Source organism: Streptomyces sp. (genome assembly GCF_036566765.1).
In the GTDB taxonomy this organism is placed as follows: Bacteria; Actinomycetota; Actinomycetes; order Streptomycetales; family Streptomycetaceae; genus Streptomyces.
In genome coordinates this window covers 1-13,907 of the sequence record NZ_DATCVQ010000554.1, presented here as the reverse complement: position 1 = coordinate 13,907, position 13,907 = coordinate 1, and the positions used below count along the sequence as shown (strand labels likewise).

Annotated in this window: 15 protein-coding genes; 8 read left to right on the top strand and 7 right to left on the bottom strand. The window is 72.2% G+C overall.

Translation table 11 applies throughout. From position 1 onward, the window contains the following. Positions 1-11 precede the first annotated feature (11 nt). A complete protein-coding gene (locus tag VIU94_RS32085; RefSeq protein WP_331916825.1) occupies positions 12-1,241 on the bottom strand; it encodes an acyl-CoA dehydrogenase family protein in 1,230 nt (409 codons plus the stop codon). A 173-nt stretch (positions 1,242-1,414) separates the two neighbouring features. On the opposite strand from VIU94_RS32085, the gene VIU94_RS32080 reads away from it, so the two are divergent. After that, on the top strand, positions 1,415-2,059 hold the full coding sequence (locus tag VIU94_RS32080; RefSeq protein WP_331916823.1) for a TetR/AcrR family transcriptional regulator: 645 nt from the start codon (positions 1,415-1,417) through the stop codon (positions 2,057-2,059). 27 nt (positions 2,060-2,086) lie between these two features. Here the strand turns inward: VIU94_RS32080 and def are convergent, their stop codons facing one another. Next, entirely contained in the window at positions 2,087-2,647 is a 561-nt protein-coding gene (gene def, locus VIU94_RS32075; protein WP_331916821.1) for a peptide deformylase, read from the bottom strand. A 114-nt stretch (positions 2,648-2,761) separates the two neighbouring features. On the opposite strand from def, the gene VIU94_RS32070 reads away from it, so the two are divergent. From VIU94_RS32070 to VIU94_RS32050, 5 genes are all read left to right on the top strand, one after another. After that, a complete protein-coding gene (locus VIU94_RS32070; RefSeq protein WP_331916819.1) occupies positions 2,762-4,009 on the top strand; it encodes a Mur ligase family protein in 1,248 nt (415 codons plus the stop codon). 33 nt (positions 4,010-4,042) lie between these two features. Further along, the gene (locus VIU94_RS32065) at positions 4,043-4,771 is read left to right on the top strand and encodes a type 1 glutamine amidotransferase (RefSeq protein ID WP_331916817.1); all 729 of its coding nucleotides are present in this window, start codon (positions 4,043-4,045) and stop codon (positions 4,769-4,771) included. A gap of 187 nt (positions 4,772-4,958) precedes the next feature. Next, positions 4,959-5,984 carry a 6-phosphofructokinase gene (locus VIU94_RS32060; RefSeq protein ID WP_331916815.1) on the top strand — a complete coding sequence of 342 codons (1,026 nt, stop codon included), beginning with the start codon at positions 4,959-4,961 and terminating at the stop codon, positions 5,982-5,984. Between the two features lie 104 nt (positions 5,985-6,088). Next, positions 6,089-7,039, top strand: coding sequence for a cytochrome c oxidase assembly protein (locus tag VIU94_RS32055; RefSeq protein WP_331916813.1), 951 nt, complete (start codon positions 6,089-6,091; stop codon positions 7,037-7,039). A 78-nt stretch (positions 7,040-7,117) separates the two neighbouring features. Beyond that, a complete protein-coding gene (locus VIU94_RS32050) occupies positions 7,118-7,318 on the top strand; it encodes a hypothetical protein (protein WP_331916811.1) in 201 nt (66 codons plus the stop codon). A gap of 53 nt (positions 7,319-7,371) precedes the next feature. On the opposite strand, the gene VIU94_RS32045 is transcribed toward VIU94_RS32050, so the two are convergent. Next, complete coding sequence (locus tag VIU94_RS32045) at positions 7,372-8,379, bottom strand: DUF3048 domain-containing protein (RefSeq protein ID WP_331916809.1); 1,008 nt, start codon at positions 8,377-8,379, stop codon at positions 7,372-7,374. A gap of 102 nt (positions 8,380-8,481) precedes the next feature. On the opposite strand from VIU94_RS32045, the gene VIU94_RS32040 reads away from it, so the two are divergent. Next, a complete protein-coding gene (locus tag VIU94_RS32040) occupies positions 8,482-9,168 on the top strand; it encodes a lysophospholipid acyltransferase family protein (protein WP_331916807.1) in 687 nt (228 codons plus the stop codon). A 42-nt stretch (positions 9,169-9,210) separates the two neighbouring features. Further along, complete coding sequence (locus VIU94_RS32035; RefSeq protein WP_331916805.1) at positions 9,211-10,245, top strand: NAD-dependent epimerase/dehydratase family protein; 1,035 nt, start codon at positions 9,211-9,213, stop codon at positions 10,243-10,245. An 80-nt stretch (positions 10,246-10,325) separates the two neighbouring features. On the opposite strand, the gene VIU94_RS32030 is transcribed toward VIU94_RS32035, so the two are convergent. The 4 genes from VIU94_RS32030 to VIU94_RS32015 form a co-directional block, all read right to left on the bottom strand. Further along, positions 10,326-11,903: an alpha/beta hydrolase gene (locus VIU94_RS32030; RefSeq protein ID WP_331916803.1), complete on the bottom strand. Its 1,578-nt coding sequence runs from the start codon at positions 11,901-11,903 to the stop codon at positions 10,326-10,328. A gap of 157 nt (positions 11,904-12,060) precedes the next feature. Continuing rightward, on the bottom strand, positions 12,061-12,804 hold the full coding sequence (locus VIU94_RS32025) for an urease accessory protein UreD (RefSeq protein WP_331916801.1): 744 nt from the start codon (positions 12,802-12,804) through the stop codon (positions 12,061-12,063). Continuing rightward, entirely contained in the window at positions 12,801-13,478 is a 678-nt protein-coding gene (ureG, locus tag VIU94_RS32020; RefSeq protein ID WP_331916799.1) for an urease accessory protein UreG, read from the bottom strand. Before ureG ends, VIU94_RS32025 begins: the two co-directional genes overlap by 4 nt. 75 nt (positions 13,479-13,553) lie before the next feature. Beyond that, positions 13,554-13,907, bottom strand: a 354-nt coding sequence (locus VIU94_RS32015; protein ID WP_331916797.1) for an urease accessory protein UreF, incomplete at its 5' end; no start/stop codon positions are given.

The window sequence follows — 13,907 nt, the reverse complement described above, 5'->3', positions numbered from 1 at the left end:
CGGATCAGGGCCTAGCGGATCGGCATCCCCGAGAGCGTGCGGGCGATCACCAGGCGCTGGATCTCGCTGGTGCCCTCGAAGATGGTGTAGATGGCGGCGTCGCGGTGCATCCGCTCCACCGGGTACTCGCGGGTGTAGCCGTTGCCGCCGAGGATCTGGATGGCCTGGCCGGTGACCTTCTTGGCGACCTCGCTGGCGTACAGCTTGGACATCGAGCCCTCGGCCGAGGTGAACTGCTTGCCGGTGGTCGCCATCCAGGAGGCGCGCCAGACCAGGAGCCGGGCGGCGTCGATCTGGGTGCGCATGTCGGCAAGCTGGAAGGCGACGCCCTGGTTGTCGATGATCGGGCGGCCGAACTGCTCGCGGGTCTTGGCGTAGTCGAGGGCGACCTCGTACGCGGCGCGGGCCGTGCCGACGGCCATCGCGCCGACGGCCGGGCGGGAGGCCTCGAAGGTGGCCATGGCCGCGTTCTTCACGCGGTCCCCGCCGCCCGCCTTCGCCTTCTCGCGGGCCCGGGCGAGGCGCTCGTCGAGCTTCTCCTTGCCGCCGAGCAGGCAGTGGCCGGGGACGCGCACGTCCTCCAGGACGACCTCGGCGGTGTGCGAGGCGCGGATGCCGTGCTTCTGGAACTTCTGGCCCTGGGACAGGCCCGGGGTGTTCGGCGGCACGATGAAAGACGCGTGGCCCTTGGAGCCGAGCTCGGGGTCGACGATCGCGACGACGACGTGGACGTTGGCGATGCCGCCGTTGGTCGCCCAGGTCTTGGTGCCGTTGAGCACCCACTCGTCGTTGGCCTCGTCGTAGACGGCGCGGGTGCGCATGGAGGCCACGTCGGAGCCGGCGTCGGGCTCGGAGGAGCAGAAGGCGGCGACCTTGACGTCGTCGACGTCGCCGTACATCTGCGGGATCCAGGTGCCGATCTGCTCCTCGGTGCCGTTCGCGAGGACGCCGACGGCGGCGAGGCCGGTGCCGACGATGGAGAGCGCGATGCCCGCGTCGCCCCAGAAGAGCTCCTCCATCGCCATCGGGATGCCGAGGCCGGTCGGGTCGAAGAACTGCTGCGCGTAGAAGTCCAGCGAGTAGATGCCGATCTTGGCGGCTTCCTGGATGATCGGCCAGGGGGTCTCCTCACGCTCGTCCCACTCGGCGGCGGCGGGGCGCATCACGTCCGCGGCGAATCCGTGCAGCCAGTCACGGACCTGCTTCTGGTCGTCGTTGAGATCGAGCGTGAACTCGGCCATTTTCCCTCCCAGCACTACGTTACTTGCGGTAACCACAGTCTGTTACCGGCGAGTAGGCGCTGTCAACCGCCGTCCGGTCCCGGACCCCCGCCACGGCCCGACCCGCGCCGGAGCCCGTGCGGGTGTTACGTTGCGCAAGCCTTACCGAATTCGCACGGGCGGGGAGAGACGCTATGGACACTGCACACCGGGCCGACCAGCAGAAGTCGGCCGATCAGCGCCGCCGCGAACTGCTGGAGGCGGCAGACCGTGTGGTGCTCCGGGACGGCCCGAAGGCCTCGATGAACGCGATCGCGGCCGAGGCCGGGATCACCAAGCCGATCCTGTACCGGCACTTCGGCGACAAGGGCGGCCTCTACCGCGCCCTGGCCACCCGGCACACGGACGGCCTGCTCTCCGCACTGCGTGCGGCGCTCGACGCGCCCGCCGACCGGCGCCGGCGCGTGGAGGCGACCCTCGACACGTACCTCGCCTCGATCGAGGCGATGCCACAGGTGTACCGGTTCCTCATGCACCCGGCCGAGGGGACCCAGCAGACGGAGCAGGGCTTCGACGTGGGCCTCCACTCGGCGCCGCTGCTGCGGCGGATGGGCGAGGAGCTGGGCCAGGTCATCGCCGAGCGCCTCGAACTCGGCCCCGGCGGCGACGCCCTCGCCCGGGTCTGGGGCCACGGCATCGTCGGCATGATGCACGCGGCCGGCGACTGGTGGCTCGGCGAACGGCCGTGCTCCCGGGCCGAGTTGGTGAGCTGCCTGGCGGACCTGCTGTGGGGCCGACTGGCCGCGGCGGCCGACCGCGAGGGCGCGCCGGGATTCTGAGCCGAGGACCGGGCCTGCGAGCGCTCCTCAGCCCTCCAGCGCGGTCACTCCCCCGCCCCACCGCTGCCTGCGGATCGAGCGGAGCAGCCGGGAGCGGCGCCAGCCGGTGACGTGGTCGGCGTACACCCCGCCCTCAAGGTGATCGCACTCGTGCTGGAGGCAGCGCGCGAAGAAGCCCGTGCCCTCGACCCGTACCGGCGTGCCGTCGATCCGGACGCCCTCGACCACCGCGCGGTCGTAGCGCGGCGTCGGCGCCTCCAGGCCGGGCAGGGACAGGCACCCCTCGGCCTCGCGGATCTCGATGCCGTCCGCCTCCACCAGCCGCGGGTTCACCACGTGGCCCAGGTGACGCACGTCCTCGTCGTCCGGGCAGTCGTAGACGAAGACCCGCAGGCCGACGCCCACCTGGTTCGCCGCGAGGCCGACGCCCTGGGCGGCGTACATGGTGGCGAACATGTCCTCGACGAGCTTGGCGAGGTCCGGGCCGAAGTCGGTGACGGGCGCACAGGGTGTGTGCAGCACGGGGTCGCCGAGCAACGTCATGGCGCGGACGAGGCCGGAACTGCCGGGGATCGGGCGGTTTCGCATGGCGGTAAGGGTACGTTCCGTCCTGACCTCCCCGTTCTCGTGGTGCCGCGGTTCGGGGCCCTGGCCGGATCTCGATAGGCTGAGCCCGGACCGACGCAAGGAGGAACAAGGACGATGTCAGGACACCCCGGTAATCCAGAGCCGCTGTCGCCGCGTGCCAAGCTGGCCGTGACGGCGGGCAAGGCAGCCGCCGCGGTGTCGCGGGCGGCGGGCCGCGGCAGCGGTTCGGTGATCGGCGGCCGGGTGGCGCTGAAGCTGGATCCCGATCTGCTGGGACGGCTCGCGCAGCATCTGGACGTGATCCTGGTGTCGGCGACCAACGGCAAGACCACCACGACCCGGCTGATCGCCGAGGCGCTGCGGGCCAGCGGCCCGGTGGTGTCCAACGCGCTGGGCGCCAACATGCCCGCGGGCATCACCTCGGCGCTGGCCGGCGGCTCGGACGCCAAGTACGGCGTGATCGAGGTCGACGAGAAGTACCTGGCGGGCGTCGCCCGGGACACCACGCCCAAGGCGATCGCGCTGCTCAACCTCTCCCGCGACCAGCTCGACCGCGCCGCCGAGACCCGGATGCTCGCCGAGAAATGGCGTGAGGGCCTCAACGGCACGAAGGCCGTGGTCATCGCCAACGCGGACGACCCGCTGATCGTCTGGGCCGCCTCCTCGTCCCCGAACGTGGTCTGGGTCGCGGCCGGCCAGGAGTGGAAGGACGACGCCTGGTCGTGCCCCTCCTGCGGCGGTGTGATGCAGCGCCCCGGCGACGACTGGTTCTGCGGCGAGTGCGGCTTCCGCCGCCCCGCGCCGAGCTGGGCGCTCAGCGGCGACCACGTGCTCGACCCGCACGGCTCGGCCTGGCCGATCCACCTCCAGCTGCCCGGCCGCGCCAACAAGGCGAACGCCGCCACCTCCGCCGCGGTCGCCGCGGTGTTCGGGGTGCCGCCGCAGGTCGCCCTGGAGCGCATGTACCAGGTGCAGGCGGTGGCCGGCCGGTACGACGTCGTGAACTTCCAGGGCCGTGAGCTGCGGCTGCTGCTCGCGAAGAACCCGGCGGGCTGGCTCGAAACGTTTTCTCTCATCGACGGCCCGCCGGCCCCGGTGATCCTCTCCGTCAACGCGCGCGGCGCCGACGGCACGGACACCTCGTGGCTGTGGGACGTCGACTACGGGCGGCTGGCCGGCCACCCGATCATGGTGATCGGCGACCGCAAGCTCGACCTCGCGGTCCGCCTGGAGGTCGCGGGCGTGGACTTCCGCGTGTGCGAGTCGATCGACGAGGCCGTCACGCTGGCGCCGCCCGGTCAGATCGAGCTGATCGCCAACTACACGGCCTTCCAGGACGTCCGCCGCCGCGTCGGCAACTGACCCCGACCCGACCTCCGAGAGGACTTGGCAAGCATGACTGACAGCAGCCTGCGTCTGGTCTGGGTCTACCCGGACCTGCTCAGCACCTACGGCGACCAGGGCAACGTGCTGGTCGTCGAGCGCCGCGCGCTCCAGCGCGGTCTCAGCGTCGAGCGCGTCGACGTGCGCAGCGACCAGCCGATCCCGACCTCAGGCGACATCTATCTGGTCGGCGGCGGCGAGGACCGGCCGCAGCGGCTCGCCGCCGAGCGGCTGCGCCGCGACGGCGGCCTGTCCCGGGCCGCGGCCAACGGCGCGATCATCTTCTCCGTCTGCGCCGGCTACCAGATCCTGGGCCACGAGTTCATCAACGACCTGGGCGAGCGCGAGCCCGGCCTGGGTCTGCTCGACGTGATCTCGACCCGCGGCGAGGGCGAGCGGTGCGTCGGCGACGTGCTCGCGGACATCGACCCGCAGCTGGGCCTGCCCCAGCTCACCGGCTTCGAGAACCACCAAGGCATCACCCACCTCGGCCCGACCGCCCGCCCGTTCGCCCGCACCGTCTTCGGCAAAGGCAACGGCACCGGGGACGGCACCGAGGGCGCGTACAACGACACCGTGTTCGGCACGTACATGCACGGCCCCGTCATGGCGCGCAACCCGCAGATCGCGGACCTGCTCCTGAAGCTGGCCCTCGATGTGAACGCGCTGCCGCCGACGGACGACCGCTGGTACGAGGCGCTGCGCAACGAGCGCATCGCCGCCGCGTCGCAGCCTGCCTGACGGTCCCCCGACCGTCCGGCGGAGTGCACGTCTGAGCGCGCATACGCCCATTGGATTCGTATGTAAATACGGTGTCCAAACTGCGGACATCCGGTTCGGCCCCGCCACCTCTCACCGATAGGGTGGCGGGGATCCAACCGGACGACGTGGTCCGGAGTCGGCCCACGTTGCAAAGGTATTTCGGGCTATGCGCATTGGTGTGCTCACCTCCGGCGGCGACTGCCCCGGTCTGAACGCCGTCATCCGCTCCGTCGTGCACCGCGCCGTCGTCGACCACGGTGACGAGGTCATCGGCTTCCACGACGGGTGGAAGGGGCTCCTGGAGGCGGACTACCGCAAGCTCGACCTCGACGCGGTGGCCGGCATCCTGGCCCGCGGCGGCACCATCCTCGGCTCCTCGCGGGTCCAGCCCGCGCACCTGGTCGACGGCGTCGAGCGCGCCAAGGGCCACATCGCCGAGCTCGGCCTCGACGCGATCATCCCGATCGGCGGCGAAGGCACCCTCAAGGCGGCGACCCTGCTCTCCAACGCGGGCCTGCCGATCGTCGGCGTCCCGAAGACGATCGACAACGACATCGCGTCCACCGACGTCACCTTCGGCTTCGACACCGCGGTCGGCGTGGCCACCGAGGCCCTGGACCGGCTGAAGACCACCGCCGAGTCCCACCAGCGGGTCATGGTGGTCGAGGTGATGGGCCGCCACACCGGCTGGATCGCCCTGCACTCGGGCATGGCCGCCGGCGCGCACGCGATCATCGTGCCGGAGCGCCCCTTCGACATCGACGAGCTCACGGCGATCGTCGGCGAGCGGTTCAACGCGGGCAAGCGGTTCGCGATCGTCGTGGTCGCCGAGGGCGCCAAGCCGCGGGCCGGCTCGATGGAGCTGGAGGAGGGCGGCAAGGACATGTACGGCCACGAGCGCTTCGTCGGCATCGGCAACCGGCTCGCCGTCGAACTGGAGGCGCGCCTCGGCAAGGAGGCCCGTCCGGTGATCCTCGGCCACGTCCAGCGCGGCGGTACCCCCACCGCGTACGACCGCGTCCTGGCCACCCGCTTCGGCTGGCACGCGGTGGAGGCCGCGCACCGCGGCGAGTTCGGCATGATGACCGCGCTGCGCGGCACGGACATCACCATGGTCCCGCTGAACCAGGCCACCGAAGCGCTGAAGACGGTCCCCTCGGACCGCTACGCCGAGGCCGAGTGCGTGCTCTGAGCCCGTCGACGACGCGTCGAACCGCCCCCGGTCGCTGCGGCGACCGGGGGCGGTTCTAGTCTGGTGCGGACAACAAGCGCGAATCGGGCTCCAGGAGTACACAGATGGATCACAGCGGGCACGGCATGACCATGGATCTGCCGCCGTTCACGCTGGGACGGGCCCTGGAGTTCTCTCCCGACCTGTTCTTCCTGATCGGCTGTCTGGCCGGGCTCGGCCTGTACGGCTGGGGCGTGGCGCGGCTGCGCAGGCGCGGGGACTCCTGGTCGGCCGGCCGCACGGTCTCCTTCGTGATCGGCGTGCTGACCATCGCGCTGGTGATGTGCACCAAGCTGAACGACTACGGCATGGTCATGTTCAGCGTGCACATGGTGCAGCACATGGTGATCAGCATGCTGTCGCCGATCCTGCTGCTGCTCGGCGCCCCGGTGACGCTGGCGCTGCGCGCCCTGCCGGTGGCGGGCCGGGGCTCGACCGGGCCGCGTGAGCTGCTGCTCAAGCTGCTGCACAGCCGGTACATGCGGGTGATCACGCATCCGGCCTTCACGATCCCGATGTTCATCGCGAGCCTGTACGCGCTGTACTTCTCGCCGCTCTTCGACTTCCTGATGGGGTCGACGACCGGGCACATCGCGATGATGGTGCACTTCCTGATGGTGGGCCTGGTCTTCTTCTGGCCGATCATGGGCGTGGACCCGGGGCCGCACCGGCCGGGCTATGTGATGCGGATGCTGGAGCTGTTCGCGGGCATGCCGTTCCACGCGTTCTTCGGCATCGCGCTGATGATGGCGACCGAGCCGATGGTCAAGGCGTACGCGAACCCGCCGGCCTCCCTTGGCATCGACGCGCTGGCCGACCAGAACGCGGCGGGCGGCATCGCCTGGGCGTTCAGCGAGATCCCCTCGGTCCTGGTGCTGATCGCGCTGGTCTTCCAGTGGTACCACTCCGAGCAGCGCCAGGCCGTCCGCAAGGACCGGGCCGCGGACCGGGACGGCGACAAGGAGCTGGAGGCGTACAACGCGTACCTCGCCTCCCTCCAGACGCGCGGAAGGTGATCCGCGCCCAGTAGTGGCGCACTCGCCGCTTGCGGAGGGACGATGGCCGGGACGACCGCCGGTCGGAGGAGGACTGCCATGTCCGGTCCCACGAAGTCGATGGGTGTGATCACCGTCGTCGCCCTGGTGATGACGACCGCCTACACGGTGGCGCTCGGCAGCAACGGGCTGCTGTGGTTCGGCTGGGTCGTGCTCGGCCTGGTCACGCTCGGCATGGCGGCGGCGGACAGCGTCCCGCCGTCGGTGCCCCGGCCCGGGCGGGGCCGGCCGACGCCCTAGCGGGGGGCGCCTCAGCGGGGGGGGTGTCCAGCGCGGCGTGTCCAGCGCGGCGTCTAGCGCGGGGCGAGCACTACCCAGACCTGGCCTCGGGCGAAGTTCAGCGGGGTCCCCGCGGGGGTGGTGAAAGCCGTGCCGGAGTCCGCCGTGGGGCGGTTCCAGCGGGCCTCGTGGCTCCGGCCGTCGCGCAGCACGACCGCGCGGCCGCTGCCGACGGTCTCGGTGTACGGGGAGACCGAGCCGAAGCGGTCGCGGAAGCCGGAGGAGCGGACGTTCACGTACTGGATCACGACCGTCTCCGGGGTCAGCGGGCCGGTGTCGGTGCTGCGGGCCGCCCGGCCGTCCATGGCCACCCGCCAGGCATTGTCCGGGGCGGACCAGGTGAAGGCGTAGCGGGCGGCCGGGAAGCTCACGGTGGTCGCGTTGACGGGGGTGCCGTCCTTCGGGGCGGAGCCGAAGCGGAAGCCGATGTCCCGGGCGCGGGTGGCCTCCGGGGCCGCGGCGAAGGCCCGCTCGGGCCGCAGGTAGAGGTTGTGCGGGGCCGGCCGGCCGCCGTCGCGCACGAACGCCGCCGGGGCGCTGCTCTCGGTCACCGGGTACAGCGACGCGGCCCGCAGCAGCGGGTTCAGGGCGGACTGGGCGCCGGAGTAGGCGAGCACCGGGCGGCCGAAGGGGCGCAGCAGCGCGATGTCGGACTCGCGGGCGCTGCGGACCGGGCCGACCCGGTCGGGCAGGTGGGCGGAGTAGACGGCGAGCAGCCGGGTCACGCCGCCCTCGACCTGTTCGACGTAGACGAGGTCCGCGGTGCCGAGACCGGTGGCCGGGCGGGCCGCCTGCACGTTGTCGATCTTGACCGCGAGGACGCGCGCCGGCGCGGCCGGCAGGCCGGTGAACGGTGAGCGGACGATCGGGCTCGCGGGCACGCTCGGCGGCGGGGTGCGGCTCGGGGCCGGCGTCTCCTTCTCGCCCGGCGAGGAGCACGCGTACAACCCGGCGACCGTCACCGCGCAGAGGACCGCGATACGGATCGCGCCGGGACGCCTGGGTCCGCGCGCGCCTGCCATGGTTCTGCTCCTCCTCCAGTGGACCACGGGCGCGCTTGGTTGGACACTCTCAGTCGTAGTTTCCGGACGACGGGGTCCGGAACCGAGAAACGGGGGTCGCCGGTGTTCTACCGCCTGCTGAAGTACGTCCTGATCGGACCGTTTCTGCGGCTGTTGTTCCGGCCGCGGATCGAGGGCCTGGAGCACATTCCGGAAGACGGCGCGGCGATCGTCGCCGGGAACCATCTGTCGTTCTCGGACCACTTCCTCATGCCCGTGGTGCTGAAGCGGCGGATCACGTTCCTGGCCAAACAGGAGTACTTCACCGGTCCGGGGATCAAGGGCCGCCTGACGGCCGCGTTCTTCCGCAGCGCCGGGCAGATCCCGGTGGACCGCTCCGGCAAGGAGGCCGGGAAGGCGGCGATCCGCGAGGGGCTCGGGGTGCTGGCCAAGGGCGAACTGCTCGGGATCTACCCGGAGGGCACGCGCTCGCACGACGGGCGGCTGTACAAGGGCAAGGTGGGCGTCGCGGTGATGGCGCTGACGGCCGGGGTTCCGGTGATCCCGTGCGCGATGGTGGGGACCTTCGAGATCCAGCCGCCCGGGAAGGTGCTGCCGCGGATCATGCGGGTCACCATCCGCTTCGGGGAGCCGCTGGACTTCTCCCGGTTCGCCGGCATGGAGAACGAGAAGGCCGTGGTCCGCGCGGTCACCGACGAGATCATGTACAAGATCCTCGAACTGTCCGGCCAGGAGTACGTCGACGACTACGCGGCCAAGGTGAAGGCACGCGGCTCTGCCGAGGGCTAAGTCCCTGGGCTCCGGGCGTCCGCGCGCCGTAGCGTCACGCCCATGGCAAAGGGACACGCGTTCGTGCTGGGAGCGACAGGACAGGTGGGGCGGGCGGCGGTGCGCGCGCTCGTCGCGGACGGCTGGGAGGTGACGGCCGGTTCGCGCCGCGGCGGCCGGGGCGCGGACTGGCCCGAGGAGGTCCGGTCGGTGTCGGTCGACCGGGGCGAGGCGGGCGCGCTCGCCGCGGCGCTCGGCGACGGGGTCGACGTCCTGGTCGACATCGTGGCGTACGACGCCGGGCACGGGCGGCAGTCGACCGGCCTCGCGGACCGGATCGGCTCGGCGGTGGTGATCTCCAGCGGCGCGGTGTACGAGGACGACCGCGGCCGCAGCTTCGACACCCAGGACGAGCCGGACGGGTTCCCGCAGTACCCGGTGCCGATCCCGGAGTCGCAGGCGACGGTCGAGCCGGGCCCGGGCACGTACGGCACCCGCAAGGTGGCGCTGGAGCGGGAGTTGCTCGCGGCGGGCGAGCGGCTGCCGACGACGGTGCTGCGGGCGGGCGCGATCCACGGTCCGCACTCCCCCGGGCCGCGCGAGGCGTGGTTCGTCAAGCGGGCGCTCGACAAGCGTCCGGTGCGCGTGCTCGCGCTCGGCGGGGCCTCTCGCTTCCACCCGGTGCACGTGGACAACCTCGCGGAGCTGATCCGGCTTGCGGCGGCCTCGCCCGGCACTCGGGTGCTCAACGCCGGCGATCCCGAGGCCCCGACGGTCGCCGAGATCGGCGCGGCGATCGACGCGGCGATGGGGGTGGAGAGCGAGACGGTGCTGATCCCGGGGGCGGCGGAGGGCACGGTGGGGCTCACGCCGTGGAGCGGCGATCACCCGGTCGTCTACGACATGGCGGCGGCGGAGCGGGAGTTGGGGTACCGGCCGGTGGTGTCGTACGCCGACTCGCTGCCGGCGACGGTCGCGTGGCTCACCGCGGAGCTGACGGTCCGGGACTGGCGGGAGGCGTTCCCCGGTCTGGTGAAGTACGGGATCGACCTCTTCGACTACGCGGCCGAGGACGCGTGGCTGGCGGGGCGCGGCTGAGGGTGCGTTCATAGGGAGCGACGGAAGGGGCGGCCGCGTGGCGGCCGCCCCTTCGTCAGACGCTGTCTACCGGAGGATTGCTACGGCTTCGGCGTGGCGTGCGGCGCGCAGGTCACGTCAGCGGCGTCGACCTTGCCGGTGAGCAGGTAGGAGTCCACCCGCTCGTTGACGCACGGGTTGACCAGGCCGGTGACGCCGTGCGAGCCGGCGTTCTTCTCGGTGATGAGACGCGAGTTGTTCAGTCGCTTGTGCAGCTCGACGGCGCCCTCGTACGGCGTGGCGGCGTCGCGCTCGGACTGGACGATGAGCACCGGCGCGAGGTCCTTGCCGGACTTCACCTGGACCGGGGTCCGCTGCTTGGAGGACCAGGTGGCGCAGGGCAGGTTCATCCAGGCGTTGGCCCAGGTCATGAACGGGTGGTCCCGGTGCAGCCGGGTGTTGTCCCGGTCCCAGCGCTGCCAGTTGGTGGGCCACTTGGCGTCGGCGCACTCGACGGCCGTGTACACGGCGTTGCTGTTCTCGCTGCGGATGTTGCCGGCGGTGTCCGACATGTCCGGGGCGATCGCGTCGACGAGAGCCTGGGTGTCGCCGGCGACGTACTGGCTCCACACCTTGGCGGTCGGCGCCCAGGAGGAGTCGTAGTACGGCGCGCTCTGGAAGAAGCCGACGAGCTCGGCCGGGCCGACGACGCCGCCGAGCGGGGCCTTCTTGGCCGTGGCGCGCAGCTCCAGCCACTTCGCCTCGACCTTCTCGGGCGTGTCGCCGATGTGGAAGGTCGCGTCGTTGGCGGCGACCCAGGCCTTCCAGTCGTTCCAGCGCGTCTGGAAGGCGACGTCCTGGTCGAGGTTCGCCTGGTACCAGATCTTCTCGCGCGAGGGGTTGACCACGCTGTCGACGATCATGCGGCGGACGTGGCCCGGGAAGAGGGTCGCGTACACGGCGCCGATGTAGGTGCCGTAGGAGACGCCCAGGAAGTTGAGCTTCTTCTCGCCGAGCGCGGCCCGGATGACGTCCAGGTCGCGAACGGTGTTCGGGGTGGTCATGTGCGGCAGCATCCAGCCGCTGCGCTCGGCGCAGCCGTCCGCGTACTCGGCGGCGAGCTTGCGCTGGGCGCGCTTGTCGGCCTCGCTGTCGGGGACCGGGTCGAGCTTGGGGGCCTTGACGAACTCCTGCGGGTCGACGCAGGAGATCGGTGTGGAGTGGCCGACGCCGCGCGGGTCGAAGCCCACGAAGTCGTACGCCTTGGCGGTGTTGGCCCACAGCGGGTTCTTGTTGGTGACCCGGGTGGGGAAGCGCATGCCGGAGCCGCCGGGGCCGCCCGGGTTGTAGACCAGCGCGCCCTGGCGCTCGGCCGGGGTGCCGGTGCTGCCGATGCGGTCGACGGCGATCTTGATCTGCTTGCCGTTCGGGCGCGCGTAGTCGAGCGGGACGCTGACCCAGCCGCACTGGATCGGCTTGGCGAAGCCCCAGTCGGCGGGACAGTCCGCCCAGTCGATGCCCTGCTTCGCGGCGCGCTCCGCCGCGACCTGGGCGCCACGGGCCTCGGACCAGGCACGGTCCCGGGTGTCGGCCCCGGCGGCGGGCGCGGCGATCGCGCTCGCGACGAGGGCGCCGGCCACCAGAACTCCGGCCGAGCCGAGTGCTGCTGTACGTCTCACGTAGGTTCTCCCCCTGCTGTGAAGTCGAGTCGAGGGGGATCCTGTCGTCTTCGACAGGGCGAGGAATAGTCGTACAGGTGTTTTTTTGCCGAACCGATAGCCGGATCACAGCGCACCGCTGAACGGACGCCGTCATAGGCGAATTGGTGCATAGGCCTCAGATCGGGGCGAGTGCGGCCAGCGCCTCGTCGAGCACGCGGCGCAGGCTCAGCGCGTCCTCGGCGAGGGCGCTGACCAGAGCGGCGGGCCCGGCGAGCGGGGTGACGACGGCGGTCTCGGCGAGGACCCCGGCCGCCACCGGCTTCTCGGCGAGGTCCGGGTCGACGACAAGGAGTTGACCGACCGCGCGGCGGCCCGCGAGGACGGCCGGGCCGTCCCAGCCGCCGGGCGCGCCCGGACCGTACCGGAGCTCCTGGTCGAACAGGGGGCGGCCGGCGCGGTGCACGGTGAGCCGGGTGGCGAGGGTGCCGGGCTCCTCGCCGTGCCGACCGAGGATCTGCTCCTCGCGCAGCACCAGCCGTGCGGTGGCGGCGAGCTCGACGGTGGTGTGCGCCCGCAGGTCCGAACCACGGGCGGAGACCAGCGGTTCGGGGAGCCAGCGCAGCACCGCGTCCGCGCCGACGGCCAGCCGGACGCGGTAGTGGGCGGGCGCCGGGGTACGACCGGGCAGCGCCATCGTCGCGGCGGCGGCGTTCACGGCGAGCCGCGCCCCGTCCTCCGCCCGCGCCTCCAGGGTGAGTTCGTCGCCGCCGAGCGGCGCGCTCATCGCGCCGACGACGGTGACCCGGGTGTACGCGTCGGTGCTGCGGGTGCGGCGCAGCGCGAAGGGGCCGTCGCTCTGCAGGACCGGCAGGGTTCCGTCGGCCGCGGCGACGACCCGCGCGGTGGCCCGGAGGCTCATGCGGTCCAGTCGGTGAGCCGGGCGCGCACCCAGGCGGCCACCGGGGCGACGCCGTCGGGGCCGGTGAGCGAGGTGAAGGCGACGGGCAGCTCGCCGCGCTGCTCCTTCGCGTCGCGGGCCATCCGCTCCAGGTCGGACCCGACGTACGGGGCGAGGTCGGTCTTGTTGACGACGAGCAGGTCGGCGGTGGTGACGCCGGGACCGCCCTTGCGCGGGATGTCGTCGCCGCCGGCCACGTCGATGACGAAGATCTGCGCGTCGACAAGACCCTTGGAGAAGGTGGCGGTGAGGTTGTCGCCACCGGACTCGACGAGGATCAGGTCGAGCGGACCGACCGCGTCCTCCAGGTCCTCGACCGCCTCCAGGTTGGCGGAGATGTCGTCCCGGATCGCGGTGTGCGGGCAGGCCCCGGTCTCCACGGCCTGGATGCGCTCGGGCGGCAGGACCGCGTTGCGCAGCAGGAACTCGGCGTCCTCGCGGGTGTAGATGTCGTTGGTGACGACAGCGAGGGAGAGCTGGTCGCGCAGGGCCCGGCACAGGGCCGCGACGGTCGCGGTCTTCCCGGACCCGACGGGCCCGCCGAGCCCGATGCGCAGGGCCCGGCGGCTGCCGTCGGGCCGGTGGGCGTCGGCAGAGACGGCGCCGTAGTGGTCGTGGCCGTGGTCGAGATGCATGGGGCGGCTCCGGGGGTGGGTGCTGGCTGGTGGGTGCTGGCTGGTGGGTGCTGGCTGCTGGTGGGTACTGCGTGCTCAGGACGCGAAGAGGCGGACGGGCCAAGTGGCGTGCTGCTCCGCCGTGATGTCGAGCAGCGGCGCCGACACGGCGGGCAGGGCGTCGATGCCCGCACGGGCGGCCGCCGCCGCACGCTCCGCCACCTCGTCCATCTCGGGGGCGAGCCGGGCGAGGACGGCGGTGGCCTGGAAGGGGTCCAGGCTCAGCAGCCGCACGGCGGCAGTGGCGGGGCCGCTGACCGTCTCGTACGCGACGCAGTGCGCGGCGTCCTCCGGCCCGAGCCCGGCGGCGCGGGCGGCGGTGCCGAGGACGACGGGCTGGTGCGCGCCGCGCGGGAACGCGGCGGCGAGCGCGTCGAGTTCGGGGCTCGG

Bases quoted from the DNA above. Each gene is read 5' to 3' on its own strand.
- VIU94_RS32085 (WP_331916825.1), bottom strand. From the start codon at position 1,241: ATGGCCGAGTTCACGCTCGATCTCAACGACGACCAGAAGCAGGTCCGT.
- VIU94_RS32080 (WP_331916823.1), top strand. From the start codon at position 1,415: ATGGACACTGCACACCGGGCCGACCAGCAGAAGTCGGCCGATCAGCGC.
- def (WP_331916821.1), bottom strand. From the start codon at position 2,647: ATGCGAAACCGCCCGATCCCCGGCAGTTCCGGCCTCGTCCGCGCCATG.
- VIU94_RS32070 (WP_331916819.1), top strand. From the start codon at position 2,762: ATGTCAGGACACCCCGGTAATCCAGAGCCGCTGTCGCCGCGTGCCAAG.
- VIU94_RS32065 (WP_331916817.1), top strand. From the start codon at position 4,043: ATGACTGACAGCAGCCTGCGTCTGGTCTGGGTCTACCCGGACCTGCTC.
- VIU94_RS32060 (WP_331916815.1), top strand. From the start codon at position 4,959: ATGCGCATTGGTGTGCTCACCTCCGGCGGCGACTGCCCCGGTCTGAAC.
- VIU94_RS32055 (WP_331916813.1), top strand. From the start codon at position 6,089: ATGGATCACAGCGGGCACGGCATGACCATGGATCTGCCGCCGTTCACG.
- VIU94_RS32050 (WP_331916811.1), top strand. From the start codon at position 7,118: ATGTCCGGTCCCACGAAGTCGATGGGTGTGATCACCGTCGTCGCCCTG.
- VIU94_RS32045 (WP_331916809.1), bottom strand. From the start codon at position 8,379: ATGGCAGGCGCGCGCGGACCCAGGCGTCCCGGCGCGATCCGTATCGCG.
- VIU94_RS32035 (WP_331916805.1), top strand. From the start codon at position 9,211: ATGGCAAAGGGACACGCGTTCGTGCTGGGAGCGACAGGACAGGTGGGG.
- VIU94_RS32025 (WP_331916801.1), bottom strand. From the start codon at position 12,804: ATGAGCCTCCGGGCCACCGCGCGGGTCGTCGCCGCGGCCGACGGAACC.
- ureG (WP_331916799.1), bottom strand. From the start codon at position 13,478: ATGCATCTCGACCACGGCCACGACCACTACGGCGCCGTCTCTGCCGAC.